The organism is Streptomyces sp. Root1310 (genome assembly GCF_001426425.1).
Taxonomy (GTDB): domain Bacteria; phylum Actinomycetota; class Actinomycetes; order Streptomycetales; family Streptomycetaceae; genus Streptomyces.
This window is the reverse complement of the sequence record NZ_LMEQ01000001.1, coordinates 321,366-347,112: the sequence shown is the minus strand read 5'-3', so window position 1 is coordinate 347,112 and position 25,747 is coordinate 321,366. Positions and strand designations below refer to the sequence as shown.

General features: G+C 72.5%; 29 protein-coding genes. 20 read left to right on the top strand and 9 right to left on the bottom strand.

Annotation, left to right across the window (positions count from 1 at the left end):
• Positions 1-8: 8 nt before the first annotated feature.
• Genes hisD through hisF form a run of 8 tightly spaced genes read left to right on the top strand, consistent with a single transcriptional unit; the run spans position 9 to position 5,727 of the window.
• Complete coding sequence (gene hisD, locus ASD48_RS01615; protein WP_057599522.1) at positions 9-1,334, top strand: histidinol dehydrogenase; 1,326 nt, start codon at positions 9-11, stop codon at positions 1,332-1,334.
• Positions 1,331-2,440: a histidinol-phosphate transaminase gene (locus tag ASD48_RS01610; RefSeq protein ID WP_057599521.1), complete on the top strand. Its 1,110-nt coding sequence runs from the start codon at positions 1,331-1,333 to the stop codon at positions 2,438-2,440. The genes hisD and ASD48_RS01610 overlap by 4 nt, the downstream gene beginning before the upstream one ends.
• Entirely contained in the window at positions 2,437-3,030 is a 594-nt protein-coding gene (gene hisB, locus ASD48_RS01605; RefSeq protein ID WP_057599520.1) for an imidazoleglycerol-phosphate dehydratase HisB, read from the top strand. Before ASD48_RS01610 ends, hisB begins: the two co-directional genes overlap by 4 nt.
• Before the next feature lie 4 nt (positions 3,031-3,034).
• Entirely contained in the window at positions 3,035-3,199 is a 165-nt protein-coding gene (locus tag ASD48_RS44645; protein ID WP_020129896.1) for a hypothetical protein, read from the top strand.
• Entirely contained in the window at positions 3,196-3,858 is a 663-nt protein-coding gene (hisH, locus tag ASD48_RS01595; RefSeq protein ID WP_057599519.1) for an imidazole glycerol phosphate synthase subunit HisH, read from the top strand. The genes ASD48_RS44645 and hisH overlap by 4 nt, the downstream gene beginning before the upstream one ends.
• Positions 3,855-4,580: a bifunctional 1-(5-phosphoribosyl)-5-((5-phosphoribosylamino)methylideneamino)imidazole-4-carboxamide isomerase/phosphoribosylanthranilate isomerase PriA gene (gene priA, locus ASD48_RS01590; protein ID WP_057599518.1), complete on the top strand. Its 726-nt coding sequence runs from the start codon at positions 3,855-3,857 to the stop codon at positions 4,578-4,580. The genes hisH and priA overlap by 4 nt, the downstream gene beginning before the upstream one ends.
• Positions 4,577-4,975 (top strand): RidA family protein, encoded by a 399-nt coding sequence (locus tag ASD48_RS01585; RefSeq protein ID WP_057599517.1) that lies wholly within the window; start codon positions 4,577-4,579, stop codon positions 4,973-4,975. Before priA ends, ASD48_RS01585 begins: the two co-directional genes overlap by 4 nt.
• Complete coding sequence (gene hisF / locus ASD48_RS01580) at positions 4,972-5,727, top strand: imidazole glycerol phosphate synthase subunit HisF (RefSeq protein WP_057599516.1); 756 nt, start codon at positions 4,972-4,974, stop codon at positions 5,725-5,727. Before ASD48_RS01585 ends, hisF begins: the two co-directional genes overlap by 4 nt.
• Before the next feature lie 2 nt (positions 5,728-5,729).
• Here the strand turns inward: hisF and ASD48_RS01575 are convergent, their stop codons facing one another.
• Positions 5,730-6,128, bottom strand: a complete 399-nt coding sequence (locus ASD48_RS01575) for a glyoxalase/bleomycin resistance/extradiol dioxygenase family protein (RefSeq protein ID WP_057599515.1) — start codon at positions 6,126-6,128, stop codon at positions 5,730-5,732.
• Between the two features lie 10 nt (positions 6,129-6,138).
• Entirely contained in the window at positions 6,139-6,774 is a 636-nt protein-coding gene (locus ASD48_RS01570) for a TIGR03085 family metal-binding protein (RefSeq protein WP_057599514.1), read from the bottom strand.
• Between the two features lie 143 nt (positions 6,775-6,917).
• Here ASD48_RS01570 and hisI point away from each other — a divergent pair, with 143 nt between their 5' ends.
• From hisI to lgt, 11 genes are all read left to right on the top strand, one after another.
• Positions 6,918-7,310, top strand: a complete 393-nt coding sequence (gene hisI / locus ASD48_RS01565) for a phosphoribosyl-AMP cyclohydrolase (protein WP_107104257.1) — start codon at positions 6,918-6,920, stop codon at positions 7,308-7,310.
• An 11-nt stretch (positions 7,311-7,321) separates the two neighbouring features.
• Entirely contained in the window at positions 7,322-8,809 is a 1,488-nt protein-coding gene (locus ASD48_RS01560) for an anthranilate synthase component I (RefSeq protein ID WP_057599512.1), read from the top strand.
• 93 nt (positions 8,810-8,902) lie between these two features.
• On the top strand, positions 8,903-9,553 hold the full coding sequence (locus ASD48_RS01555) for a TIGR02234 family membrane protein (RefSeq protein ID WP_057599511.1): 651 nt from the start codon (positions 8,903-8,905) through the stop codon (positions 9,551-9,553).
• A 168-nt stretch (positions 9,554-9,721) separates the two neighbouring features.
• Positions 9,722-9,973 (top strand): HGxxPAAW family protein, encoded by a 252-nt coding sequence (locus tag ASD48_RS01550; protein WP_057599510.1) that lies wholly within the window; start codon positions 9,722-9,724, stop codon positions 9,971-9,973.
• A gap of 100 nt (positions 9,974-10,073) precedes the next feature.
• Positions 10,074-10,532, top strand: coding sequence for a DUF2752 domain-containing protein (locus ASD48_RS01545; protein ID WP_057599509.1), 459 nt, complete (start codon positions 10,074-10,076; stop codon positions 10,530-10,532).
• Between the two features lie 149 nt (positions 10,533-10,681).
• Positions 10,682-11,491, top strand: a complete 810-nt coding sequence (gene trpC / locus ASD48_RS01540; RefSeq protein ID WP_028806852.1) for an indole-3-glycerol phosphate synthase TrpC — start codon at positions 10,682-10,684, stop codon at positions 11,489-11,491.
• 22 nt (positions 11,492-11,513) lie between these two features.
• Positions 11,514-11,756, top strand: coding sequence for a tryptophan synthase subunit(beta) (locus ASD48_RS41420; protein WP_079073565.1), 243 nt, complete (start codon positions 11,514-11,516; stop codon positions 11,754-11,756).
• A 56-nt stretch (positions 11,757-11,812) separates the two neighbouring features.
• Entirely contained in the window at positions 11,813-13,096 is a 1,284-nt protein-coding gene (gene trpB, locus ASD48_RS01535; protein WP_057599508.1) for a tryptophan synthase subunit beta, read from the top strand.
• Positions 13,093-13,929: a tryptophan synthase subunit alpha gene (gene trpA, locus ASD48_RS01530; protein WP_199875610.1), complete on the top strand. Its 837-nt coding sequence runs from the start codon at positions 13,093-13,095 to the stop codon at positions 13,927-13,929. Before trpB ends, trpA begins: the two co-directional genes overlap by 4 nt.
• Before the next feature lie 103 nt (positions 13,930-14,032).
• A complete protein-coding gene (locus tag ASD48_RS01525; protein WP_057599507.1) occupies positions 14,033-14,809 on the top strand; it encodes a thioredoxin domain-containing protein in 777 nt (258 codons plus the stop codon).
• Positions 14,810-14,902: 93 nt separating this feature from the next.
• Positions 14,903-16,132 (top strand): prolipoprotein diacylglyceryl transferase, encoded by a 1,230-nt coding sequence (gene lgt / locus ASD48_RS01520; protein ID WP_079073564.1) that lies wholly within the window; start codon positions 14,903-14,905, stop codon positions 16,130-16,132.
• 78 nt (positions 16,133-16,210) lie between these two features.
• Here the strand turns inward: lgt and ASD48_RS01515 are convergent, their stop codons facing one another.
• The 7 genes from ASD48_RS01515 to ASD48_RS01485 form a co-directional block, all read right to left on the bottom strand.
• Positions 16,211-17,044, bottom strand: coding sequence for a CoA ester lyase (locus ASD48_RS01515; RefSeq protein WP_057599505.1), 834 nt, complete (start codon positions 17,042-17,044; stop codon positions 16,211-16,213).
• Positions 17,041-18,285 (bottom strand): CoA transferase, encoded by a 1,245-nt coding sequence (locus tag ASD48_RS01510; RefSeq protein WP_057599504.1) that lies wholly within the window; start codon positions 18,283-18,285, stop codon positions 17,041-17,043. The genes ASD48_RS01515 and ASD48_RS01510 overlap by 4 nt, the downstream gene beginning before the upstream one ends.
• Positions 18,282-19,175, bottom strand: a complete 894-nt coding sequence (rbsK, locus tag ASD48_RS01505) for a ribokinase (RefSeq protein ID WP_057599503.1) — start codon at positions 19,173-19,175, stop codon at positions 18,282-18,284. Before rbsK ends, ASD48_RS01510 begins: the two co-directional genes overlap by 4 nt.
• Positions 19,172-20,551 carry an ADP-ribosylglycohydrolase family protein gene (locus ASD48_RS01500; RefSeq protein WP_057599502.1) on the bottom strand — a complete coding sequence of 460 codons (1,380 nt, stop codon included), beginning with the start codon at positions 20,549-20,551 and terminating at the stop codon, positions 19,172-19,174. Before ASD48_RS01500 ends, rbsK begins: the two co-directional genes overlap by 4 nt.
• Complete coding sequence (locus tag ASD48_RS01495; protein ID WP_057599501.1) at positions 20,539-21,714, bottom strand: ADP-ribosylglycohydrolase family protein; 1,176 nt, start codon at positions 21,712-21,714, stop codon at positions 20,539-20,541. The genes ASD48_RS01500 and ASD48_RS01495 overlap by 13 nt, the downstream gene beginning before the upstream one ends.
• A gap of 8 nt (positions 21,715-21,722) precedes the next feature.
• Complete coding sequence (locus ASD48_RS01490; RefSeq protein WP_057599500.1) at positions 21,723-23,003, bottom strand: ADP-ribosylglycohydrolase family protein; 1,281 nt, start codon at positions 23,001-23,003, stop codon at positions 21,723-21,725.
• Positions 23,004-23,266: 263 nt separating this feature from the next.
• Positions 23,267-24,394: an ADP-ribosylglycohydrolase family protein gene (locus tag ASD48_RS01485; protein WP_057599499.1), complete on the bottom strand. Its 1,128-nt coding sequence runs from the start codon at positions 24,392-24,394 to the stop codon at positions 23,267-23,269.
• A 291-nt stretch (positions 24,395-24,685) separates the two neighbouring features.
• On the opposite strand from ASD48_RS01485, the gene ASD48_RS01480 reads away from it, so the two are divergent.
• A complete protein-coding gene (locus ASD48_RS01480; RefSeq protein WP_057599498.1) occupies positions 24,686-25,417 on the top strand; it encodes a VIT1/CCC1 transporter family protein in 732 nt (243 codons plus the stop codon).
• The last annotated feature ends 330 nt before the right edge of the window (positions 25,418-25,747 follow it).

Below are 25,747 nucleotides of genomic sequence, written 5' to 3'. Positions count from 1 at the left end.
TTGACGGCGTGATCTCCCGAATCGATCTGCGCGGCGACGCCCTCCCCGAGGGACCCGCCCTGCGCGACCTGCTGCCCCGAGCCGACTTCGACGTCTCGGCCGCCCTCGAGAAGGTGCGACCGATCTGCGAGGCCGTGCATCATCGGGGCGACGCGGCGCTGATCGACTTCGCCGAGAAGTTCGACGGGGTGCGGCTGGAATCCGTACGGGTGCCGGCGGCGGCGATCGCCGACGCGCTCGAGCGGCTCGACCCGGCCGTCCGCGCGGCCCTGGAGGAGTCCATCCGCCGCGCCCGTCTCGTCCACCGCGAGCAGCGCCGTACGACGCACACGACCCAGGTCGTGCCCGGTGGGTCGGTCACCGAGAAGTGGGTGCCGGTCGAGCGGGTCGGGCTGTACGCGCCCGGCGGCCGGTCGGTCTACCCGTCCTCCGTGGTCATGAACGTCGTGCCGGCGCAGGAAGCCGGCGTCGGCTCCATCGCGCTCGCCTCCCCGGCCCAGGCCGAGTTCGGCGGCCTGCCGCACCCGACGATCCTCGCGGCCTGCGCGCTGCTGGGTGTCGACGAGGTCTACGCGGCCGGCGGCGCGACCGCCGTCGCGATGTTCGCGTACGGCACCGAGTCCTGCCCGCCCGCCAACATGGTCACCGGCCCCGGCAACATCTGGGTCGCCGCCGCCAAGCGCTACTTCGCCGGCAAGATCGGCATCGACGCGGAGGCCGGCCCGACCGAGATCGCGGTCCTCGCCGACGAGAGCGCCGACCCGGTGCACGTCGCCGCCGACCTCATCAGCCAGGCCGAGCACGATCCCCTCGCGGCCGCCGTCCTGGTCACCGACTCCGTCGAGCTGGCGGACGCGGTGGCGAAGGAACTGGAGCCGCAGGTCGCGGCCACCAAGCACATCGAGGACCGGATCGTCCCGGCGCTCGCCGGCCGACAGTCCGCGATCGTGCTGGTCGACGGCGTCGACGAGGGCCTGCGGGTGGTCGACGCGTACGGCGCCGAGCACCTGGAGATCCAGACGGCCGACGCGGCCGCCGTGGCCGACCGGGTGAAGAACGCGGGCGCGATCTTCGTCGGCCCCTGGGCGCCGGTGTCCCTGGGCGACTACGCCGCCGGGTCCAACCACGTGCTGCCGACGGGCGGCTGCGCCTGCCACTCCTCCGGACTGTCCGTGCAGTCCTTCCTGCGGGGCATCCACATCGTCGACTACACGCGGGACGCGCTGGCCGAGGTGGCGCGGCACGTGGTGACGCTGGCGGAGGCGGAGGACCTGCCCGCGCACGGCGCGGCGATCAAGGCGCGGTTCGACTGGAAGGTACCGGCGAGCAAGTGAGCTTCGGAATCGACGATCTCCCCGTACGGGACGAGCTGCGCGGCAAGTCCCCCTACGGCGCGCCCCAGCTGGACGTCCCCGTACGGCTGAACACCAACGAGAACCCCTACCCGCTGCCCGAGCCGCTCGTCGAGCGGATCACGGAGCGGGTGCGCGAGGCGGCCCGCAACCTCAACCGCTACCCGGACCGGGACGCCGTGGAGCTGCGCACCCGGCTCGCGCAGTACCTGACGGACACCGCACGGCACCCGGTCGGCCCGGCGAACGTGTGGGCCGCCAACGGCTCCAACGAGGTCCTCCAGCAGCTGCTCCAGACCTTCGGCGGACCGGGCCGTACCGCGATCGGCTTCGAGCCGTCCTACTCGATGCACGCGCTCATCGCCCGCGGCACGGGCACCGGCTGGATCTCCGGCCCCCGCAACGAGGACTTCACCATCGACCTCGCGGCCGCCGAACGGGCCCTCGCCGAGCACCGGCCCGACGTCGTCTTCATCACCACCCCCAACAACCCCACCGGCACCGCGGTCCCGGCCGAGACGGTCCTCGCGCTGTACGAGGCCGCGCAGCGCGCCAAGCCGTCGATGGTGGTCGTGGACGAGGCGTACATCGAGTTCAGCCACGGCGACTCGCTGCTGCCGCTGCTCGAAGGTCGGCCGAATCTCGTCGTCTCGCGCACCATGTCGAAGGCCTTCGGCGCGGCCGGCCTGCGCCTCGGCTACCTCGCCGCGCACCCGGCGGTCGTGGACGCCGTCCAGCTCGTCCGGCTGCCGTACCACCTGTCGGCCGTCACCCAGGCGACCGCGCTGGCCGCCCTGGAGCACACCGACACGCTGCTGAAGTACGTCGAGCAGCTCAAGGCGGAGCGCGACCGGCTGGTGAGCGAGCTGCTCGCGATCGGCTACGAGGTCACGGCGTCCGACGCCAACTTCGTGCAGTTCGGGCGGTTCGAAGACGCCCACACGGTCTGGCGGCAGATCCTCGACCGGGGCGTCCTGGTCCGGGACAACGGCGTGCCCGGCTGGCTGCGGGTCACCGCCGGCACCCCCGAAGAGAACGACGCGTTCCTCGACGCGGTCCGTGATGTGAAGAAGGAGCAGAGGCCATGAACCGCGTAGGACGCACAGAGCGCACGACGAAGGAGACGTCGGTCCTCGTCGAGATCAACCTCGACGGCACGGGCAAGGTCGACGTGTCGACCGGCGTCGGCTTCTACGACCACATGCTGGACCAGCTCGGCCGGCACGGTCTGTTCGACCTGACCGTGAAGACCGACGGCGACCTGCACATCGACTCCCACCACACCATCGAGGACACCGCCCTCGCGCTCGGCGCCGCCTTCCGGCAGGCCCTCGGCGACAAGGTGGGCATCTACCGGTTCGGCAACTGCACGGTCCCCCTGGACGAGTCCCTCGCCCAGGTCACCGTCGACCTCTCCGGCCGGCCCTACCTCGTGCACACCGAGCCCGAGAAGATGGCGCCGATGATCGGCGAGTACGACACCACGATGACCCGGCACATCCTGGAGTCCTTCGTCGCCCAGGCGCAGATCGCGCTGCACGTGCACGTGCCCTACGGGCGCAACGCGCACCACATCGTGGAGTGCCAGTTCAAGGCGCTGGCCCGGGCCCTGCGCTACGCCTCCGAACGCGACCCGCGCGCGGCGGGCATCCTCCCCTCCACGAAGGGCGCCCTGTAGAACCATGAGCGGACTGTCGACCATCCTGATCGTCGTCGGCCTCTTCCTGGTCGGCGGCATCTACTCCTTCGTCAAGCAACAGATGCCGAAGAGCCTGATCGTGCTGCTCTCGATCGGCGCCGCGATGTGCCTCGTCGCCGGCGTCGTACGGCTGGAGGTGTGGAATTGAGCAGCGTCCCGAAGAGCTCGAAGAGCCCGAAGAAGGTCGTCGTCTTCGACTACGGCTTCGGCAACGTCCGCTCCGCCGAGCGGGCCCTCGCCCGCACCGGGGCCGACGTCGAGATCACACGTGACTTCGACACGGCCATGAACGCCGACGGACTGCTAGTGCCGGGCGTCGGTGCCTTCGCCGCCTGCATGCGCGGCCTGAAGGAGGCCCGCGGCGACTGGATCATCGGCCGCAGGCTGTCCGGCGGGCGCCCCGTGATGGGCATCTGCGTCGGCATGCAGATCCTGTTCGCGCGGGGCATCGAGCACGGCGTGGAGACCGAGGGCCTCGACGAGTGGCCCGGCGCGGTCGAGCCGCTCCAGGCCGAGATCGTGCCCCACATGGGCTGGAACACCGTCGACGCCCCCGCCGACTCCGAGCTGTTCGCCGGACTGGACGCGGACGCGCGCTTCTACTTCGTGCACTCCTACGCCGTTCAGGACTGGTCCCTCGACGTGCACAACCCGCTGCTGCGGGCGCCGAAGGTGTCCTGGTCGACGCACGGCAAGCCGTTCGTGGCCGCCGTGGAGAACGGCGCCCTGTGGGCCACGCAGTTCCACCCCGAGAAGTCCGGCGACGCCGGAGCCCAGCTCCTCACCAACTGGATCGGAACACTGTGAGCAAGCTCGAACTCCTCCCCGCCGTCGACGTCCGCGACGGCCAGGCCGTCCGACTCGTGCACGGCGAGTCGGGCACCGAGACCTCCTACGGCTCCCCGCTCGAGGCCGCCCTCGCCTGGCAGCGCTCGGGCGCCGAGTGGCTGCACCTGGTCGACCTGGACGCCGCGTTCGGCACCGGCGACAACCGGGCCCTGATCGCCGAGGTGGCCAAGGCCATGGACATCAAGGTGGAGCTGTCCGGCGGCATCCGCGACGACGACACCCTCGCCGCCGCGCTGGCCACCGGCTGCACCCGGGTCAACCTGGGCACGGCCGCCCTGGAGACCCCCGAGTGGGTCGCCAAGGTCATCGCCGAGCACGGCGACAAGATCGCGGTCGGCCTGGACGTCCGGGGCACGACCCTGCGCGGCCGCGGCTGGACCCGCGACGGCGGCGACCTCTACGAGACGCTGGCGCGTCTCGACAAGGAGGGCTGCGCGCGCTACGTCGTCACCGACATCGCCAAGGACGGCACGCTCCAGGGCCCGAACCTGGAACTCCTGAAGAACGTGTGCGCCGTGACGGACCGGCCGGTCGTGGCCTCGGGCGGCGTGTCCTCCCTCGACGACCTGCGGGCCATCGCCGAACTGGTGCCCCTCGGCGTCGAGGGCTCCATCGTCGGCAAGGCCCTCTACGCCAAGGCGTTCACCCTGGAAGAGGCACTGGAGGCGGTCGCCCGGTGAGCGAGGTACGACGCATCACGACCGGCGCGCCCTGGGAGGAGACCTTCGGGTACTCCCGCGCGGTGGAGCTGCCGAACGGCCTGGTGCTGGTCTCCGGGTGCACCTCGATCGTGGACGGCGAGATCGCCGGCGGCGGTCCCTACGAGCAGACGGTCAACGCATTCCGTGTCGCGTTCGCGGCGCTGGACCAGCTGGGCCTCGGGCGGGACGACGTCGTGCGCACGCGCATGTACCTCACCCACGCGCGGGACGTGGACGACGTCGGACGCGCCCACAAGGAGCTCTTCGAGACCGTCCGGCCCGCCGCGTCCATGCTCATCGTCTCCGGCCTCGTGGACCCCAGCCTGGTGGTCGAGGTCGAGGTGGAGGCCTATCGAGGAGGGTCCTCGGCATGACCCTTGCCGTACGAGTCATCCCCTGCCTGGACGTGGACAACGGCCGGGTCGTCAAGGGCGTCAACTTCCAGAACCTGCGCGACGCGGGCGACCCCGTCGAGATGGCCAAGGTCTACGACGCCGAGGGCGCCGACGAGCTGACGTTCCTGGACATCACCGCCTCGTCGGGTAACCGCGAGACGACCTACGACGTGGTGCGCCGCACCGCCGAGCAGGTGTTCATCCCGCTGACGGTCGGCGGCGGGGTACGCACCCCCGAGGACGTCGACAAGCTGCTGCGGGCCGGCGCCGACAAGGTGGGCGTCAACACGGCCGCCATCGCCCGCCCGGAGCTGATCAAGGAGATCGCCGAGCGGTTCGGCAGCCAGGTGCTGGTGCTCTCGGTGGACGCCCGGCGGACCCCCGCCGGAACCTTCGAGGTGACCACGCACGGCGGCCGCCGGGGCACCGGCATCGACGCCGTCGAGTGGGCGCACCGCGCGGCCGAGCTGGGCGCGGGCGAGATCCTGCTCAACTCGATGGACGCGGACGGCACCAAGGACGGCTACGACCTGGAGATGATCGCCGCCGTACGCAAGCACGTGACGGTCCCGGTGATCGCCTCCGGCGGAGCCGGCAAGCTCGCCGACTTCCCGCCGGCCGTCGAGGCGGGCGCGGACGCGGTACTCGCCGCGTCGGTGTTCCACTTCGGCGACCTGCGGATCGGCCAGGTCAAGGACGCGCTGCGGGAGACCGGACACCCCGTGCGCTGAACTCAGCCCTTCGGCTGGGTCAGCTGCACGTAGTTGCCCACCGTGTCGTCCAGTACGGCCGCGACCACCGGGCCCTGGTCCTGCGGGGGATGGGTGAAACGCACACCCAGCCCCCGCAGCCGCTCGTACTCCGCGTCGAGGTCGTCGACCGAGAAGACGATGCATGGCAGCCCCGCCTCCCGCAGGGCCGCCCGGTACGGCTCCGCGATGGGGCCCTGGCCGGGCTCCAGCAGCAGCTGGAGATCCCGCTGGGCCCCTTCCGCCGCGCCCACGGTGACGAACAGCGTGCCTTCGCCCAGATCCATGTGCAGACGCGTCTCGAACCCCAGGACCTCGGTGTAGAACGCGTGCGCCTTCGTCACGTCGTCGACGTACACGCTCGTCATGGCGACCTTGATCATGTGCGGCCTCTCAGATTCCGAGCTGCTTTCCGCCGTGCAGCCTGGCGATGGCTTCCTTCTCGCCGACCAGTTCCACCTCCGCGGCGCTCTGCCGCCCGTAGAGGAACAGCAGCAGCTCCGACGGCTCCCCGGTGGCCGTCACGACCGGCGTGCCCCGGTTGGCGACCGCGGTACGGCCGTCCGGGCGCCGCAGCACCAGACCGGTCGGGATGCCGCGGCCCATCAGGCGGGCGGTGCGCTCCAGGCGGGTCCACAGGGCGTCCTGGAAGACCGGGTCGAGCGCGCGTGGCGTCCAGTCCGGCCGGGCCCGGCGGACGTCCTCGGTGTGGACGTAGAACTCGATCGTGTTGGACGCCTCGTCGAGCTGCTTGAGCTGGAAGGGCGAGAAGCGCGGCGGCCCCGTGCGGATCAGCTGGAGCAGCTCCTCGTACGGCTTGGCGGCGAACTCCTCCATCACCTTGTCCAGGCGGGACGCGAGCTGCTTGATCAGAATGCCCCCCGCGGCGTCCGGGCGGCGTTCACGCACCACCACGTGCGCCGCCAGGTCCCGGGTCTGCCAGCCCTCGCAGAGGGTCGGGGCCTCGGGGCCCGCCGTCTCCAGGAGGTCGGCGAAAAGAAGTCGTTCACGCTTGGCGAAAGTCGACATGCCGTCAGCCTACGGCCGCGCGGAAGATCCGCCCACCCACCCGGTCACCCGGCCACCACCCCACACCGCGCGGCTTCGCGCCCTCCTTCCCATCCAGTGGACACGGCCCGTCACTGTCAGTGGCGCGCGGCACAATGGCAGACATGACCAGCACGCCCCAGCCCAGCAACCTCGACCCCCGGATCGCCGCGCGCCTCAAGCGCAGCGCCGACGGGCTCGTCCCCGCCATCGCCCAGCAGTACGACACCGGTGAGGTGCTCATGCTCGGCTGGATGGACGACGAGGCGCTGCACCGCACGCTCACCACCGGACGCTGCACCTACTGGTCGCGCAGCCGCCGGGAGTACTGGGTCAAGGGCGACACCTCCGGCCACTTCCAATGGGTCAGGTCCGTGGCCCTCGACTGCGACGCCGACACGGTGCTCGTCAAGGTCGACCAGGTGGGCGCCGCCTGCCACACCGGGGCGCGCACCTGCTTCGACGCCGACGTGCTGGTCGAGAACGCCGATTCCGGCGTACCCGCCACGGATCAGTAAGGTCAGCCGCCATGGACCTCGAGACGTTCCGCAAGCTGGCCACCGACCGCCGCGTCATTCCGGTCACCCGCAAGCTCCTCGCCGACGGCGACACCCCGGTCGCGCTCTACCGCAAGCTCGCCGCCGAGCGCACCGGAACCTTCCTGCTGGAGTCCGCGGAGAACGGCCGCACGGCGTTTCAGTGGTCTCGATACTCCTTCGTCGGCGTACGCTCCGCCGCCACCCTCACCGCGCGCGACGGCCAGGCCCACTGGCTCGGCACCCCGCCCGTCGGCGTCCCGGTGGACGGCGACCCGCTCGCCGCCCTGCGCGCCACCATCGAGACCCTCCACACCCCCCACGAGGAGGGCCTGCCGCCCTTCACCGGCGGCATGGTCGGCTACCTCGGCTACGACATCGTGCGCCGCCTGGAGAAGATCGGCCCCGGCGACCGCGACGACCTGCGGCTGCCCGAGCTGACCATGCTCCTCACCAGCGACCTCGCCGTCATGGACCACTGGGAGGGCACCGTCCTGCTGATCGCCAACGCGATCAACCACAACGACCTCGACACGGGCGTCGACGAGGCCTACACCGACGCGGTGGCCCGGCTGGACGCCATGGAGGCCGACCTCTCCCGCCCGGTCGCCCAGCCCCCGGCCGTCCTCCCGCCCTCCGAACTCCCCGAGTACAGCGCCCTGTGGGGCGGCCCCGACTTCCAGGAAGCCGTCGAGGACATCAAGGAGCGCATCCGCGCGGGCGAGGCCTTCCAGGTCGTCCCCTCCCAGCGCTTCGAGACGCCGTGCACGGCGAGCGCGCTGGACGTCTACCGGGTGCTGCGGGCGACGAACCCCTCCCCGTACATGTACCTGTTCCGCTTCGACGGATTCGACGTCGTGGGCTCCTCCCCGGAAGCCCTCGTCAAGGTCGAGGACGGGCACGCCCTGGTCCACCCCATCGCCGGCACCCGGCACCGCGGGGCCACCCCGCAGGAGGACCAGGCCCTCGCCGACGAACTGCTCGCCGACCCCAAGGAGCGCGCCGAGCACCTCATGCTCGTCGACCTCGGCCGCAACGACCTGGGCCGGGTCTGCGAACCGGGCTCGGTCGAGGTCGTCGACTTCATGTCCGTCGAGCGGTACTCGCACGTGATGCACATCGTCTCGACGGTCACCGGGAAGGTCGCCGCGGGCCGCACCGCCTTCGACGTCCTCACCGCCTGCTTCCCCGCCGGCACCCTCTCCGGCGCCCCCAAGCCGCGCGCCATGCAGATCATCGACGAACTGGAACCCTCCCGGCGCGGCCTGTACGGCGGCTGCGTGGGCTACCTGGACTTCGCCGGCGACTCCGACACCGCCATCGCCATCCGTACGGCCCTCCTGCGCGACGGCACCGCCTACGTCCAGGCCGGCGCGGGCATCGTCGCCGACTCCGACCCGGTCGCCGAGGACCAGGAGTGCCGCAACAAGGCGGCGGCGGTCCTGCGCGCCGTCCACACCGCCAACCGGCTGGCGAAATAGGGCGCTTCCGGACGGACAACCGGGACACCTTTCGAAGATAGGACGCGTCTCACGTGAACCCCGGGTGACGGTTCGCCCGGGGTTCAGGCGATAGTGGAGTACGTGACTGCTGTTCCGCACCCCCGATCCGAAGCCGCCGCCCCCGCCGGGTCCGGCCGCCGAAGCCTCGCGCTCGCCCTGCTGTTCGGCGCGCTGGGCTCGGCCGTGACCCTGCTGTCCACCCGGCAGCGCTGGTCGGAGGGCACGGCCACGGTGGCCGGCGGCGCCTTCCCGCTGACCGCCAGGGGCAGCGACGTGACGGGCGTGCCCGCGGCGCTCGCCATAGCGGCCCTCGCCGCGCTCGTCGCCGTCTTCGCCGTCCGCAGGACCGGCCGCTTCGCCGTCTCCGCGCTGCTCGCGCTCTCCGGCGCCGGCATCATGGCCGCCGCCCTGCTCGGCGCCGACGACGGCTCCTCGCTCGACGAGCAGGCCGCCCGGGCCTCCGGCGACACCTCGGCGACCGTCGCCTCCTTCAGCCACACCGCCTGGCCCTACGCAGCGGCAGCGGGCGGCGCCCTGATCCTGCTGGCCGGCCTGCTCGCCCTGCGCTACGGCCGCCTGTGGCCCGCGATGTCCGGCCGCTACGAACGCGACGGCACCCCGCGCCCCCGGCGCGCGGCCAAGCCCGTCGACCCGGACCGGCCCGAGGACATGTGGAAGGCGCTGGACCGGGGCGAGGACCCGACGGGCGCGGATCCCGCCTGAAGCCGACCGCGCCGAGCGCCCGGCCGACGTACGGTCGCGCGGTTCCCGATGTGGTGAATCAGACGCGATCCGAGGCGACCCCCGCGTCCGCGACGCGCGCCGGTACGGGACAATGGACGACGAGCGTCCGGCTCGGACGGACACAGAGACAGCAATGAGGAGCAAGTCATGGCGGGCAGCAGCCACGGACACACCCCGGCCGCCTGGACCGGTGTCACCATCGTCTTCATCGGGTTCACCGTCGCGGGCGCGTTCATGGTGATGGCCGAGCCGCTCGGCTTCTGGGCCGGCATGGCGATCGTGGCCCTCGGCGGTGTCGTCGGCGGCATCATGCGCGCGATGGGCCTCGGCATGCCGAAGGAAGCCCACCCGGTGCACCAGGTCACGGCCACCCGCGAGCCGGCGACCGCCGAGGCCTGAGCCCCGGACGACCTCGGCAGGACTTCCGCAGGACCTCGTGAGGGGCGGCCGGTGCACACCGGCCGCCCCTCACGCGCGCGTGGCGCCCCGGCGGGGCACAATGCGAGGCGTGAACGCCGACAGCCAGCGAGTGACGCCCCGGCCGCCCCCGAGGCCCCCGGGAACCGTGCTCGGACGACTCGCGGTGCCCGCCGGGATCCTCGCGGCCGTCGTCGGGGCCTTCGCGTACGTCGGGACCGTCGACCCCAACGAGCCCGGCCACTATCCGGTCTGCCCCCTCCTGCGCATCACGGGCCTGTACTGCCCGGGCTGCGGCGGACTGCGCAGCGCGCACGCCTTCGTGCACGGGGACCTCGCCGCCGCCCTGCACGACAACGCACTGGCCGTCGTCGGCTACGCGGGCTTCGCGGTGGTGTGGACCGTCTGGGTGGTCCGCGCGGTGCGCGGACGCCCCGCGCGCCTGGACCCCACCTCGGTGCAGATGTGGACGCTGGGCGCGTTCGTGCTGGTCTTCACGGTTGTCCGGAACCTGCCGTTCGGTGGCTGGCTCCATCCTTGATCAACCGGCGAACGTCCAGGTAGTGGGACCGGCGTCAACCGGATGTGAGGCCTTCGCCTTCCTCCGGATACCATCGCAGTGACCACCTCTTTTCTACTGGTCGCTGGAACTGTCACCCGTCTCTCCACCGCTGGAAGGGGGCCGCTCGCGTGAGTGTGCTCGACGAGATCATCGACGGAGTCCGTGCCGACCTCGCGGAGCGGCAGGCGCGCGTCAGCCTCGACGAGCTCAAGGAGCGCGCGGCGAAGGCCCCCGCCGCCAAGGACGGGGTGGCCGCGCTCCGCGGCGACGGCGTCAAGGTGATCTGCGAGGTCAAGCGCTCCAGCCCCTCCAAGGGCGCGCTGGCCGCCATCGCCGATCCGGCCGGACTCGCCGCGGACTACGAGGCGGGCGGCGCGGCCGTCATCTCCGTCCTCACCGAACAGCGTCGCTTCGGCGGCTCCCTCGCCGACCTCGAGGCGGTCCGCGCGCGGGTCGACATTCCCGTGCTGCGCAAGGACTTCATCGTCACCTCGTACCAGCTGTGGGAGGCCCGCGCGTACGGCGCCGACCTCGCGCTGCTGATCGTGGCCGCCCTCGAACAGCCGGCCCTCGAGTCGCTGATCGAGCGTGCCGTCTCCATCGGCCTCACCCCGCTCGTCGAGGTCCACGACGAGGACGAGGTGGAGCGCGCGGTCGACGCGGGCGCCAAGGTGATCGGTGTCAACGCGCGCAACCTGAAGACCCTCGAGGTCGACCGGGGCACCTTCGAGCGCGTCGCCCCCGAGATCCCGGCCCATGTCGTCAGCGTCGCCGAGTCCGGCGTCCGGGGCCCGCACGACCTCATCGCGTACGCCAACGCCGGCGCCGACGCGGTCCTGGTCGGCGAGTCCCTGGTGACGGGCCGCGACCCGAAGACGGCGGTGGCCGACCTGGTGGCGGCGGGCGAGCACCCCGCACTCCGGCACGGCCGCGGCTGATCCCCCGGTAGAATCGGCCCCGATGACACCCACGACGTCGGCCATGGACAGGTACGCCCGCCTCGCGCGCGGCTGCCGCCCCCGTGGCTGCCGCGCGCCCGCCCGCCGGGTGCACGGCAGGCGCGTGCGGTACGTCATCGGCGACGAACCCGGCCAGGTCAACGGCATGCGATGGCAGCGCCCCGTCAGGGGCGCGGGGCTCTTTCGGATGTGCGGCCACCGCCGCGCGGGCGCGACCGGCCACAACGGTCGCGCAGCCGACTGATCATCCCCGCCCCCACGGCGACAGTGTCCGACACACACTCACCGTGAGGTTTCCGCATGCCCAGCGAGTTCTTCATTCCCGACCCCGAGGGTCAGGTCCCCAGCGCCGAGGGCTACTTCGGCGCGTTCGGCGGCAAGTTCATCCCGGAGGCCCTCGTCGCCGCCGTGGACGAGGTCGCCGTCGAGTACGACAAGGCCAAGCACGACCCCGAGTTCGCCCGCGAGCTCGACGACCTGCTCGTGCACTACACCGGCCGGCCCAGCTCCCTCACCGAGGTGCCGAGGTTCGCCGAACACGCCGGCGGTGCCCGGGTGTTCCTCAAGCGCGAGGACCTCAACCACACCGGCTCCCACAAGATCAACAACGTGCTCGGGCAGGCGCTGCTCACCCGGCGCATGGGCAAGACCCGCGTGATCGCCGAGACCGGCGCGGGCCAGCACGGCGTGGCGACGGCCACCGCCTGCGCGCTCTTCGGTCTCGAATGCACCATCTACATGGGCGAGATCGACACCCAGCGCCAGGCACTCAACGTGGCCCGCATGCGCATGCTGGGCGCCGAGGTCGTGGCCGTGAAGTCCGGCAGCCGCACGCTGAAGGACGCCATCAACGAGGCCTTCCGCGACTGGGTCGCCAACGTCGACCACACCCACTACCTGTTCGGCACGGTCGCCGGACCCCACCCCTTCCCGGCGATGGTGCGCGACTTCCACCGCGTCATCGGCGTCGAGGCCCGCCGCCAGATCCTGGAGCGCGCCGGACGCCTCCCCGACGCGGCGGTCGCCTGCGTCGGCGGCGGCTCCAACGCCATCGGCCTCTTCCACGCCTTCATCCCGGACGCCGACGTCCGGCTGATCGGCTGTGAGCCGGCCGGTCACGGCATCGACACCGGCGAGCACGCGGCGACCCTGACCGCGGGCGAGCCCGGCATCCTGCACGGCTCGCGCTCCTACGTCCTGCAGGACGACGAGGGCCAGATCACCGAGCCGTACTCCATCTCGGCGGGCCTGGACTACCCGGGCATCGGTCCCGAGCACTCCTACCTCAAGGACAGCGGCCGCGGCGAGTACCGCGCGGTCACCGACGACGCGGCCATGCAGGCGCTGCGCCTGCTGTCGCGCACCGAGGGCATCATCCCGGCCATCGAGAGCGCGCACGCGCTGGCCGGGGCCCTGGAGGTCGGCAAGGAGCTCGGCAAGGACGGGCTGATCGTCGTCAACCTGTCCGGCCGCGGCGACAAGGACATGGACACGGCCGCCCGTTACTTCGGCCTGTACGACACGGACGCCGAGGTCGCCGCCAACGCGACCGACACCGCCGAGATCGAGGGGGACGCCAAGTGAGCGGGGCCGAATTCACCGGTGGGAAGAGCGGGCTGCTGTCGGACACCCTCGCCGAGGCCAAGGCGGAGGGCCGCGCCGCGCTCATCGCCTACCTCCCGGCCGGGTTCCCGACCGTGGACGGCGGCATCGAGGCGATCAAGGCCGTCATCGACGGTGGCGCGGACATCGTCGAGGTCGGTCTGCCGCACAGCGACCCGGTCCTCGACGGCCCGGTCATCCAGACCGCCGACGACATCGCCCTGCGCGGCGGGGTGCGGATCGCGGACGTGATGCGGACGGTCCGGGAGGCCTTCGAGGCCACCGGGAAGCCCATCCTCGTCATGACCTACTGGAACCCGATCGACCGCTACGGGGTCGAGCGCTTCACCGCCGAGCTGGCCGAGGCGGGCGGCGCGGGTTGCATCCTGCCCGACCTGCCGGTCCAGGAGTCGGCGCTGTGGAGGGAGCACGCCCACAAGCACGGCCTCGCGACGGTCTTCGTGGTGGCGCCGAGCAGCAAGGCCGCGCGGCTCGCGCAGATCACCGAGGCGGGCAGCGGCTTCGTCTACGCCGCCTCGCTGATGGGGGTCACCGGCACCCGTGAGTCGGTGGGCGCGCAGGCTCAGGACCTGGTCGAGCGGACCCGGGCCACCGGCACCGGCCTGCCCGTCTGCGTCGGCCTCGGCGTCTCCGACGCGAAGCAGGCCGCCGAGGTGGCCGGCTTCGCCGACGGCGTGATCGTCGGCTCGGCCTTCGTCAAGCGGATGCTGGACGCGCCGGACGACGCGGCCGGTGTCGAGGCGGTCCGCGAGCTCGCGGGCGAGCTGGCGAAGGGCGTGCGCCGACAGGCGTAGGCGGGGACAGGCGGAACAGAGCGGGATATTTCTCCGGGTCACTCGAACGGGTGGACCTGGGGTCGGGGAGGCGCAATGCGCCTCCCCGGTTCGTTCTGGGGGTGTGAGCGAGAAGAATCGTGCGGGAAAGCGCACCGCCAGGGAGCGGCTGGCGGACGAGCGAGAGAAACAGAAGGCCGCGGAGCGGCGACGGCGGACGCTGATCGTCGCGTCGAGCGTCGTCTGCGTCCTCGGTCTGGCGGCGGTGATCGGGGTCGTCGCGGCGAACTCCGGCAAGGACGACAGCAGCGACAAGGCGGGGCCGGTCGTGGCCCCCTCGGGAGCGCAGGGCGAGGACGCGCTCGCGATCCCCGTCGGCAAGGACGGCGCCAAGTCCACGCTCACCGTGTGGGAGGACTTCCGCTGCCCGGCCTGCAAGGCCTTCGAGACGGCGTACCGCCCCACGATCCACGAGCTGACGGAAGCCGGGAAGCTCAGGGTCGAATACCACCTGGCCACCCTCATCGACGGCAACATGGGCGGCAGCGGCTCCCGCAACGCGGCCAACGCCGCCGCGTGCGCGCAGGACGCCGGGAAGTTCCCCGCGTACCACGACGTGCTGTACGAGAACCAGCCGGAGGAGACGGACGACGCCTTCGCCGAGAACAGCAAGCTCATCGGGCTCGCCGCCAAGGTCGACGGCCTCGACACGCCCGCGTTCCGTACCTGCGTCGAGGACGGCACGCACAACAGCTGGGTCGAGAAGTCCAACCAGGCCTTCCAGAACGGCCACTTCGGCGGCACTCCGACCGTGCTGTTCAACGGCAAGAACATCTACGCCGACCAGTCGATGACGCCGGCCAAGCTGAAGCAGATGGTGGAGGAAGCCGACAAAGGGTGACGAGGGGTGAGGCCCCGCACACCCGCCCGTTATGGAGCCGTAGCCGGGCTGCCCGTCGTCGGCCCGGTCCGGCACGGTAGCGTCGACCCTGCCATGGAACTTGCCTACATTCCCAGCCCGTCGCACGGGGTGCTGTATCTCGGCCCCGTTCCGCTGCGCGGCTACGCGTTCTGCATCATCATCGGCGTCTTCGTCGCGGTCTGGCTCGGCAACCGGCGCTGGGTCGCCCGCGGCGGGCAGCCCGGCACGGTGGCCGACATCGCCGTCTGGGCGGTGCCCTTCGGTCTGGTCGGCGGCCGGCTCTACCACGTGATCACGGACTACGAGCTGTACTTCAGCGAGGGCCGTGACTGGGTGGACGCCTTCAAGGTCTGGGAGGGCGGCCTCGGCATCTGGGGCGCGATCGCGCTCGGCGCGGTGGGCGCGTGGATCGGCTGCCGCCGCCGGGGCATCGCCCTGCCCGCGTACGCCGACGCCATCGCGCCCGGCATCGCCCTCGCCCAGGCGATCGGCCGCTGGGGCAACTGGTTCAACCAGGAGCTGTACGGCAAGCAGACCGACCTTCCCTGGGCGCTCCACATCACGTCCTCGGCGGACGGCCGGGTGCCCGGCTACTACCACCCGACCTTCCTGTACGAGTCGCTGTGGTGCATCGGTGTCGCCCTCCTCGTCATCTGGGCCGACCGCCGCTTCAAGCTCGGGCACGGGCGGGCCTTCGCGCTGTACGTCGCCGCGTACTGCGTGGGCCGTGCGTGGATCGAGTACATGCGGGTCGACGACGCCCACCACATCCTGGGCCTGCGGCTGAACGACTGGACCGCGATGGTCGTGTTCCTGCTCGCGGTGATCTACATCGTGATCTCGGCGAAGAAGCGGCCCGGGCGCGAAGCCGTGGTCGAGCCGGGTGCGGGTGCCGCCGACGCTGGGACGGAAGCCGACGGCGAGGGCACGCCGGAGGCCGAGACCGAGGGCGAGGACAAGGACAAGGACAAGGCTGAGTCCGAGGACACGGCCGGGTCCGGCGCCGCCGCCAAGACCGAGACGAAGACCGGCGCGAACGCCGGCGCGAAGGGCGAGGGCGACGCGACGACCGAGACCGACGCCGACGCCAAGGGCGAGGCGGACACCAAGGCCTCCGGCGATGCCAAGGTGTCGGTCGGCAAGGCTTCTGCCGGCAGCAAGGCCTCCGCCGGTGCCAAGGCATCCGCGGACGTCGAGGCCGACGCCGGCGCGAAGGCCGAGAACCCGGCCGAGGTCGAGGCCGAGGCCGGGGCGAAGGACGAGCTCAAGGACGGAGCCGAGTCGGCCGGCAAGAAGAGCTGACGGCTGGTTGTTCGTACGACGACGAGGGCGCCCGGGGTCTGCCGGGCGCCCTCGTCGTCCGTATGCGACGGGGAGGGTTCAGTCCCCGCGGGCTGCCAGGGACAGGGTCCGCTGTGCCGTCGCCACCACGGCCGCGTCGATGAACCGGCCGTCCGGGAGGGCCTGGGCACCCTGCTCGGTGGCCGCCGCCTTCACGATCGTCTCGGCCTCCTCCAGCTCGTGCTGGGTGGGCAGGTAGGCCCGTTCGATGATCGGGAGCTGGCGGGGGTGGATGGCGGCGCGGCCCAGGAATCCGAGGGTGCGGCCTCGGGCGCAGCTGGTGGCCAGGCCCTCCAGGTCACGGATGTCGGGGTGCACCGACTGGGGTGGGGGCGCCAGACCTGCGGCCCGGGCGGCGACCACGACCCGGGCGCGGGACCAGTCGAGGCCCGCGTCGTCGCGGACGCCCAGGTCGGCCCGGAGATCCGCCTCGCCGAGGGCGATGCCGCGCAGCGAGGGGTGGGCGCAGGCGATGGCGTAGGCGTGTTCGATGCCGAGGGCTGATTCCAGGAGGGCGTGCAGGGGGACGGCTCCACGGTCCGCGGTGGGCATGGCCGCGGCGACGCGGGTGATCTGGTGCGGGGACGTCACCTTCGGCAGGCGCAGGGCCGAGACCCCGGGGAGGGCGGCCATCGTGCGGAGGTCCGCCGCGGCGAAGGGGCTGTCCAGGGCGTTCACCCGGACGTGGACGGGGACCGGCTGGGGCTCGCGGAGGCGTTCGGCGGTGGCCGCGCGGGCGTACTCCTTGCGGTCCGGGGCGACCGCGTCCTCCAGGTCGACGATGACGACGTCGGCGCCGCAGGCCAGGGCCTTGGTGACGGTCTGCGGGCGGTCACCGGGGACGTAGAGCCAGGTCAGAGGGGTGTTCGTCATAGGGCGCCCGCCTCGCGGAGGGAGGTCAGCTCGGCCTCGGTCAGGCCCAGTTCGGTCAGGACCTCGTCCGTGTCGGCGCCGTGCGGGCGGCCGGTCCAGCGGATCGCGCCGGGGGTCGAGGAGAGCCGGAAGAGGACGTTCTGCATGCGGATCCGGCCCAGCTCCGGGTCCTCGACCGCGGTGATCGTGTCGAGGGCCTGGTACTGGGGATCCGCCAGCACGTCGCGTACGTCCTGGATCGGGGCGATCGCGGCCTCCGCCTTCTCGAAGGCGGCGAGGACGTCGGTGCGGCTGCGGGCGGCGATCCAGCTGCCGACCGCCTCGTCGAGCAGGTCGGCGTGGGCGGCCCGGTCGGCGCCGGTCGCGAACCAGGGCTCGTCGATCAGGTCGGGCCGCCCGACCAGGCGCATCACGCGCTCCGCGATCGACTGGGCCGACGTCGAGACGGCGACCCAGTTCCCGTCGGCCGTGCGGTAGGTGTTGCGCGGGGCGTTGTTGGCGGACCGGTTGCCGGTGCGGGCCTGGACGTATCCCAGCTGGTCGTACCAGAGCGGCTGGGGACCGAGGACGGTGAGGATCGGCTCGATGATCGCCATGTCGACGACCTGTCCCTCGCCCGTGCGGTCGCGGGCGGCGAGGGCCGTCATGACGGCGTAGGCGGTGGCCAGACCGGCGATCGAGTCGGCCAGGCCGAAGGGCGGGAGGGTCGGGGACGCGTCCGGCTCTCCGGTGATCGCCGCGAATCCGCTCATCGCCTCGGCGAGGGTGCCGAAGCCGGGGCGGTGGGCGTAGGGGCCGAACTGGCCGAAGGCGGTGACCCGGGTGAGGACCAGGCGGGGGTTGGCCGCCGACAGCGCGTCCCAGCCGAGGTCCCACTTCTCCAGGGTGCCGGGACGGAAGTTCTCGATGATCACGTCGGCGGTGGCGGCGAGGCGCAGCAGCGTGGCGCGGCCGCCGGGCCTGGACAGGTTGAGGGTGATGGTGCGCTTGTTGCGGCCGAGGAGCTTCCACCACAGGCCCACGCCGTCCTTGGACGGGCCGTGGCCTCGGGAGGGGTCCGGCTGGGTGGGGTGCTCGACCTTGATGACCTCCGCGCCGAAGTCGCCGAGCATGGTGGCGGCGAGGGGGCCGGCGAAGAGGGTGGCCAGGTCCAGGACGCGGAGACCCTGCAGGGGAGCGGTCTTCCCGGTGGTTTTCCCGGTGGTATTCCCGGTGATCTTCTCGGTGGTCTTCTCGGTCATGAGGCGTACTGCGTCTCGATCTCGGAACGGTAGGGCATCGAGGCCGAGGCGCCCGGTCGTTGGACCGACAGGGCCGCCGCCGCGGACGCCCAGGCCAGCGCCTCCCGTACGGGCCGCCCCTCGCCGAGCGCGACCGCGAGGGCGCCGACGAAGGTGTCGCCCGCGCCGGTCGAGTCGACGGCGGTGACGCGCGGGGCGGGCACGGTCAGCGGCTGCGCTCCGCGGGTGGCGTACAGGCTGCCGGACGAGCCGAGCGTGATGACCACCTCCGGCACGCTGTCCAGCAGGGCGGTGGCCGCCTCGCGCGGGTCGGTGCGGCCGGTGAGCGTGGCCGCCTCGTGCTCGTTGGGGACCAACAGGTCGGTGACCGCGAGGAGTTCGGGCGGGAGCGGCTGGGCGGGGGCCGGGGTGAGGATCGTCCGCACGCCGTGGGCGCGGGCCGCCCGGGCGCTCGCGACGACCGCGGCGAGCGGGACCTCGAGCTGGAGCAGGAGCGCGTCGGCGGAGGAGATGAGGACCTCGTCACCGGGGACGAGGTGGTCGACGGTGCCGTTCGCGCCGGGGACGACCACGATCGCGTTGCCGCCCTCGGCGTCCACGACGATGTGCGCGGTGCCGGAGGGACTCTCGACGGTGCGCAGGTGGTCGGTGTTCACGCCGGAGTGCTCCAGGGTGGAGCGCAGCCGGGTGCCGAAGGCGTCGTTGCCGACGGCGCCGATCATCGAGACGGTGCCGCCCGCGTGGGCGGCGGCGACCGCCTGGTTGGCGCCCTTGCCGCCGGGGATCGTACGGAACTCCCGTCCCGTCACGGTCTCCCCGCGCTGCGGGGGCTTCTCGACGTAGGCGACGAGGTCCATGTTCGTGCTGCCGAGCACGACGATGTCGGTCATGGCTGGGAAGCCTCCCGGGGGATGAGGGACCAGGTGAGGTGGGCCAGGGTGTCGAAGCCCACGCCGTCGAGGTCGGCGACGGAGGTGGCCAGGCGGTTCTTCAGGGGGGCCGTCCAGTGGTCGGGCAGGGCGGCCGGGTCGCCGGTGAGCAGCGCGGCGATCCCGCCGGCCGTCGCGCCGGCCGAGTCGGTGTCCAGGGCGCCGGACACGGCACGGCCGATGGAGCCGGTGAAGTCGCCGTCCGCGTGGGTGAGGGCGGCGGCGATCAGGGCGGTGTTGGGGATGGCGTGGACCCAGTGGTGTCCCTGGTGGGCGGCGTGGAGTTCGTCCACCACGGTGTCGAAGTCGGGGTGTTCCCCGGCGAGCCGGACGGCGTGGGTGACCGCCCGCGCGAGGCGGGAGCGGGGCGGGACGACGCTCAGGCCGGTGCGCAGACAGGCGTGGACGTCATGGGCGCCGGTCGCGGCGGTGGCGATGGTGGCCGCCGTGAACATCGCCGCGTAGACGCCGTTGGCGGTGTGCGTGAGGGTGGCGTCGCGGTGGGCCTGCTCTGCCGCCGCGGCCGGGTCCCCGGGGTTGGTCCAGCCGTGGACGTCGGCGCGGATGAGGGCGCCGATCCACTCGCGGAAGGGGTTGCGGTGGCGGGCGGTGAGCGGGGGTTCGATGCCGCAGAGGAGGTTGCGCAGGGCGATGCGCTCGGCGGTGAAGGTGCGGCCCGCGGGGAGTTCGTCCAGCCAGAGCCGGGCCACGTCCGTGGTGGTGAAGTCCCTGCCGTGGCGCTGGAGCAGGAGGAGGTTGACGAGCGGGTAGTTGAGGTCGTCGTCCTCGGGCATGCCGTCGATGTTCTCGGCGAGGGAGGTGGTCGCCGAGCGGCGGTTCCAGGGGTGCGCCTCGAGGAGGGACTCGGGCACTCCGCGGGCGGTGAAATAGGCGGCGAGGGGCTGGTTGCCGGTGGACCGGGCGAGCCGGCGGACGGCGTCCAGGGGGAGCTTCTCCACCGGTTTGCCCAGCAGGCAGCCGACGGCCCGGCCCAGCCAGGCCGCTTCCAGGGCGGCGGGGGTGGGGGCCTGCGGGTGCGCGCCGGCCGGACGGCCCGGCCACTGCGGGCACAGGGCCCTGATCTTCTCCAGTCCGGTCGGCTCGTGCTCCGCCGATCTGCTGGGCAGGTCGGCCAGTTCGTCCAGGAGGTCGTCCGCGAGGAGGCGCAGATAGCGCGAGGGGGGCTGCGGGGACGCACCGGCCCGGGCGGGGGCCTCGCAGCCGCCGGCCGCTTTCCAGCGTGCGGCGATCGCCCACGGCTCCCGGCCGTCCTGGGCCGCCTGACGCAGTTCGTGGCCGAGGAGGTCCTCGGGCTGGACCCAGGTCAGTCGGAGCATCGCGGGCCTCCGATCGCGGAGAACGCCCGCTCGTGGGCGCGCCGGTGGCGGACGTCGCGGTCGAAGATCTCCCGGGTGACCTCGGTGAGCGTCACCGCGGGCTGCCGGAGGTCCAGACGGCTTGCCTCGCCGACCTGCTTCGACCAGTCGTCGGGGACCGGCGAGCCGAGGGCACCGGCCATCGCGCCCGCCATCGTCGCGATCGAATCGCAGTCGCGGCCGTAGTTGACCGCACCCAGGACCGCCTGCCGGTAGTCGCCGTCGGCCACCAGCAACATGCCCAGGGCGACGGGCAGTTCCTCGATCGCGTGCAGGCGGGACGGCCTGCGGGCGGCCAGGGAGGGCCGGCGGTAGTCGGGGCCGACGGTGTCGTACGGCGCCACCGCCTCCCGGAGCGGCACCAGCGCCGACTCGAAGTCGGTGTGCCGGGCCGCCGCTTCGCAGACCTTCTCGATCGCCGTGCGGGTCCCGTCCTGGGCCAGGGCCAGACAGGCCGTGACGACGGAGTCCGCCGTGGCGCCCGGCGCGCACGCGGCCGCCACCGCCGCCGCGAAGACGCCCGCCGCCTCACGGCCGTACGACGACTGGTGGGCGCCGGCGATGTCCAGCGCCTCGGCGTACGCGCCCGCCGGGTTGGCCGCGTTGACCAGGCCCACCGGCGCCATGTACATCGCCGCACCGCAGTTGACGATGTTGCCGACGCCTGCCTCACGGGGGTCCACATGACCGTAGTGCAACCTTGCCACCAGCCACTTCTCGGCCAGGAAGATCCGCTGGAGGGGGAGCGCCTCCGCCTCCAGCTCCGGGATCCAGCGAGGTGTCGTCAGCAGGTCCGGGACCAGGTGCTCGGCGATCGCGTAGGCGTCCAGGTGATCGCGGACCGTGGCGTAGACCCTGATCAGCGCGTGCGTCATCAAGGTGTCGTCGGTGACGTGGCCGTCGCCCTTGTGGTACGGGGCGATGGGGCGGGCGGTGCGCCATTCGTCGCCGTTCCAGGGGCCGACGATGCCGTGGATTCGGCTGCCGTGGCGCTGGAGGATCTGCTCGGGGGAGTAGCCCTCGACGGGGCCGCCGAGCGCGTCGCCGACGGCCGCGCCGACGAGGGCTCCGGTGATGCGATCTTCCAGGGCTTCGCCGTTGCTTTCTTGTGCTTTGGGCGTCATGCCCCGAATCATCCTCCTGGAGGGGCCGGTTGTGTGGCTTCCAGGAGTTCGGCGAGTTCCACCAGGTCGGTGCCGGTGAGCCGGGGCAGGACGCAGCCGGAGAGGACGCGGCAGCTGTCCCGCCAGGAGGCGGGGATCGCGGCGCCGCCGCCCAACGCGCCGGTCAGCGCGCCCGCCAGGGCCGGGGCCGAGTCGGCGACCCGGGAGAGACAGGCCGCCGCCGGTACCGCTTCGCCGATACGGCCGCCGGACGCCGCCGCCAGGGCCAGGGCCACCGGGACCGTCTCCGCCGCCGCGATGCCGTAGCTGTAGACGTGGTCGACGATCTGGTGCTCCAGGAGGGGGATGAGCGCGAAGGCGCTGTCGGCACCACGGGCCAGTTCGAGGGCGTGACGGGCGTTGCGGCCGATCTCGGTGTGCTCGGGGAGTTCGGCGAGCGCCGCGGCCACGCAGGCGTCGGGGTCCGCGCCGACGAGGGCCAGCGCCAGGGCCGCCGCCATCGCGCGCGCACCGTGCACGCCGTCGCCGTCCTGGGTGTAGCGGGCGTCGAACTCGGCCAGTTCGGCGGCGAGTCGGGGGTCGCCGGGGTGGGCCACGGCCAGCACGCAGGCGCGCACGCAGGCCGCGTCGTCGAAGTAGTGCGGGTTGTCGTGGCCGGTGGCGGGGGGCCGCAGGCCGGCGGCGAGGTTGCCGAGGCCCGCGCGGACGGAGATCCGGGCGCGCAGCGGGAGGACCGCGGACTCGATCTCGGGCGCGCGGTCGGCGGCCGCCGCGACCTCGCAGGCGATGGCGTTCCAGGTGAGGTCGATGGCGGCGCGCATCCGGCGTTCCCGGCTGAGGTCGCCGAGGGCGGCGTCGTCGCCGGCCCGCAGGACCGCCTCGGCCGCGAAGGCCGCCCACTCGGCGTCGTCGGAGGGGCCGAGGCGGAGGGGTTCGGGGGGCTGGTTGAGGGCGATGGGGACGGGGAGGGTGGTCGTGGCGTTGTGTTCGGCGAAGGTGTCGAGTTCGCGGGTGAGACGGCGGGTCCACTCCGGCATGCGGGCCGCTCGGTGGCGGGCGGCCGGCCAGCCGGCGGCGTCGCCCGCGGCGAGGCCGAGCAGGAGGCCTTCGACGCGGGTTCCCTGCGGGGGCTCGACGCTGCGGGACGCCTCGGCTGCGCCCTCGGCCCGGTTCTTCCCACCCGGATGCCCCGTGCGGCTTGCGATGCCGGGTGCGGGGGACCGCTGTGGGGCGTTCCCGCCGTCGGCTACCGCTGGTCCTGTCGCGGCCACTGTCCCCGCGACCGCCACTGCCACTTCCACTGTCCCCGCGAGTGCCGTTGCCGCTGTCCCTGTCCCTGTCCCTGTCCCTGTCCCTGTCCCTGTCAGTGTCCGGGTTGGTGTCGCGGTGGCCGGTGCCGGTGCTGCTGACGCTGCCGACACCGTGGACGGCACCGGTGCGGTGGGTGCGGTGGGGTCGGTGAGGTCGGTGAGGTCGGTGAGGTCGGTGGGGTCGGTGGGGTCCGGGGGTGGGGTTCCCGTGGACGTGTCCTCCTGCCAGGGGCCCGGTGGCCTCACAGCCGTACCTCCGCCTCGTCGTGCGCCGTCAGGGGGAAGGCGGTCGGGTCCGGCAGGGGGAACCGGGCGAGGCCCATCAGGCTGGGCACGAGGTCCTCCACGACCATCCCCTCGCCCCACTTGCCGCCCTCGCCCGGCACCAGCAACTCGGCCACGTCCAGCACGTGGTGGCCCGCCATGGACGGCAGGCAGCTGCCCCGAGCCGGGCCGATCGCCGCCGCCCACTCCGCCGGGATCGCCGACACGCCCTGCGTCGCGCCGGCCAGGGCGCCCGCCACCGCGGCCGTCGTGTCCGCGTCGCGCCCCATGTTCACCGCCGTCAGGACGGCTTCGCGGAAGTCGCCGTCGGCGGCCGCGTAGGCGCCGAAGGCGAGGGCGACGGCCTCGGGGGCGAGGTCGGTCCAGGGGTAGCCGCCGATGACGACGGCGGAGCGGACCGCCCGTTCGCCCCGGTGGGCCACCGCCACCGCCCGGCGCAGCGAACGCGCCGTCCAGGAGTCCTCGGGGACCACGGCGAGGGCCGAGGCGACCACCGAGATCGCCGGCGCTCCCGCCATCGCCGCCGCCACTCCCGCCGCGACCGCCTGACCGCCGTAGATGCCCTCGCCGTCGTGGCTCACCGCGCCGTCGATCGCGACCAGGCGGGCCGCTTCCGCCGGGCGGCCGGCGGCGAAGACGCCGAAGGGGGCCGCGCGCATCGCCAGACCGTCGCTCCAGGCGTGCCGGTGCTGCGCCGAGATCGGCGCCGCCAGGCCCCGGCGGAGGTTCTCCAGGGTGCCGCGTTCGCTGAAGCCGGCGCCGCGGAAGGGGCCCTCGTCCAGGTCGGCGATCCAGTGGTGCCAGGCCGCCTCGACGTGGGCGGGGGTGAGCGCGGAGCCGTGGCGGGCCAGCAGCAGGCCCGAGAAGATCGCGTACTCGGTGTCGTCGGTGCCGGCCGGCCGGTCGGCGATGTATCCCGTGATCCGGCCCCAGCGGGCGCGGATATCGGAGGGCTTCATGTTCTCCGCGGGGGCTCCCAGGGCGTCTCCCACGGCCAGGCCGAGCAGAGCCCCGCGGGCCCGTTCACGCAGTGCGGCGGCGTCCCCCGGCGCCGGGACCGAGGGGATGCAGGCGGTCGATGCCATACGCGACCTCTCCTCAGGGGCTCCGCACGGGGCGCGGCGCCCTTTTGCGGATGTGTCCCACCGTCGGCGGTTGACCTCAGCCTCGGAGGCCCCCATGTCACCCGGTCGACATCTGTGCAGGCTGTCGATCGTATGAGCATTCGAAGGTAAAACCGCAGGTTAGCGGAGCCTTTCCTTCCTGGCGGGTGGGAATCTTCCGGCATATCTTGTGTGTTGTCGAATAGTGGAATCAGTCCAGACTTAGCTTTGCCTCAGCTTGCCTGGGGCGCTCCGAACACCCTGGGGGATCGCGTGGCCATCATCGAAACCGAAGCCGCACTGCACGAGGCGCACCGTGACAACCACACCCACCGGGACGTCAACGGTGGCTGGTTGCGGCCCGCCGTCTTCGGCGCGATGGACGGCCTGGTCTCCAACCTCGCCCTGATGACCGGTGTCGTGGGCGGTTCGGTGAGCCACCAGACCGTCGTCATCACCGGACTCGCCGGGCTCGCCGCGGGCGCCTTCTCCATGGCGGCCGGTGAGTACACCTCCGTCGCCTCGCAGCGCGAGCTCGTCGAGGCCGAACTCGAGGTCGAGCGCCGGGAGCTGAGGAAGCACCCCGCGGACGAGGAGGCCGAACTCGCCGCGCTCTACGAGGCCCGGGGCGTCGAGCCCGAGCTGGCCCGGCAGGTCGCCCAGCAGCTGTCGCGCGATCCCGAGCAGGCCCTGGAGATACACGCCCGCGAGGAGCTGGGTATCGACCCCTCGGATCTGCCCTCGCCGCTGATCGCCGCCGTGTCGAGCTTCGGCGCGTTCGCGCTGGGCGCCCTGCTGCCCGTACTTCCTTATCTCCTGGGCGCGGCCTCGCTCTGGCCGGCCCTGCTGCTCGCGTTGTTCGGGCTGTTCGGCTGCGGGGCCGTGGTGGCCCGGGTGACCGCGCGCACCTGGTGGTACAGCGGACTGCGGCAGCTCGCCCTCGGTGGTGCGGCGGCCGGTGTGACGTACGCCCTGGGCAGCTGGTTCGGAACGGCCGTAGGATAGTGCGGATGGTACTTATGCGATGGGCCGCATAAGTAGCCGTTACTGACTGGTTTCGAGTGCTTAACCAGCGGGCATGAGCCGTAAGCGCTGTGGGCAATGACGCCTTCGGCGTACTCGCGAGGTGAACGACGCCGCTCTCCTCGCCTGCCGGACCGGCGGACACCGATCTGATCGATCTCGTCCCGTTCGGTCCCCACATACTTTCAGCCACGTGCGCGGTACCCCTGTCGCGACGCCGTGGCGTCCGCATGCTGGAACGGAGTATCCGGTTCCCGAGAACCGCTCCATCATGTAACCTGCACGAAATTTTGCGTTATCGCAGAGGGCCAA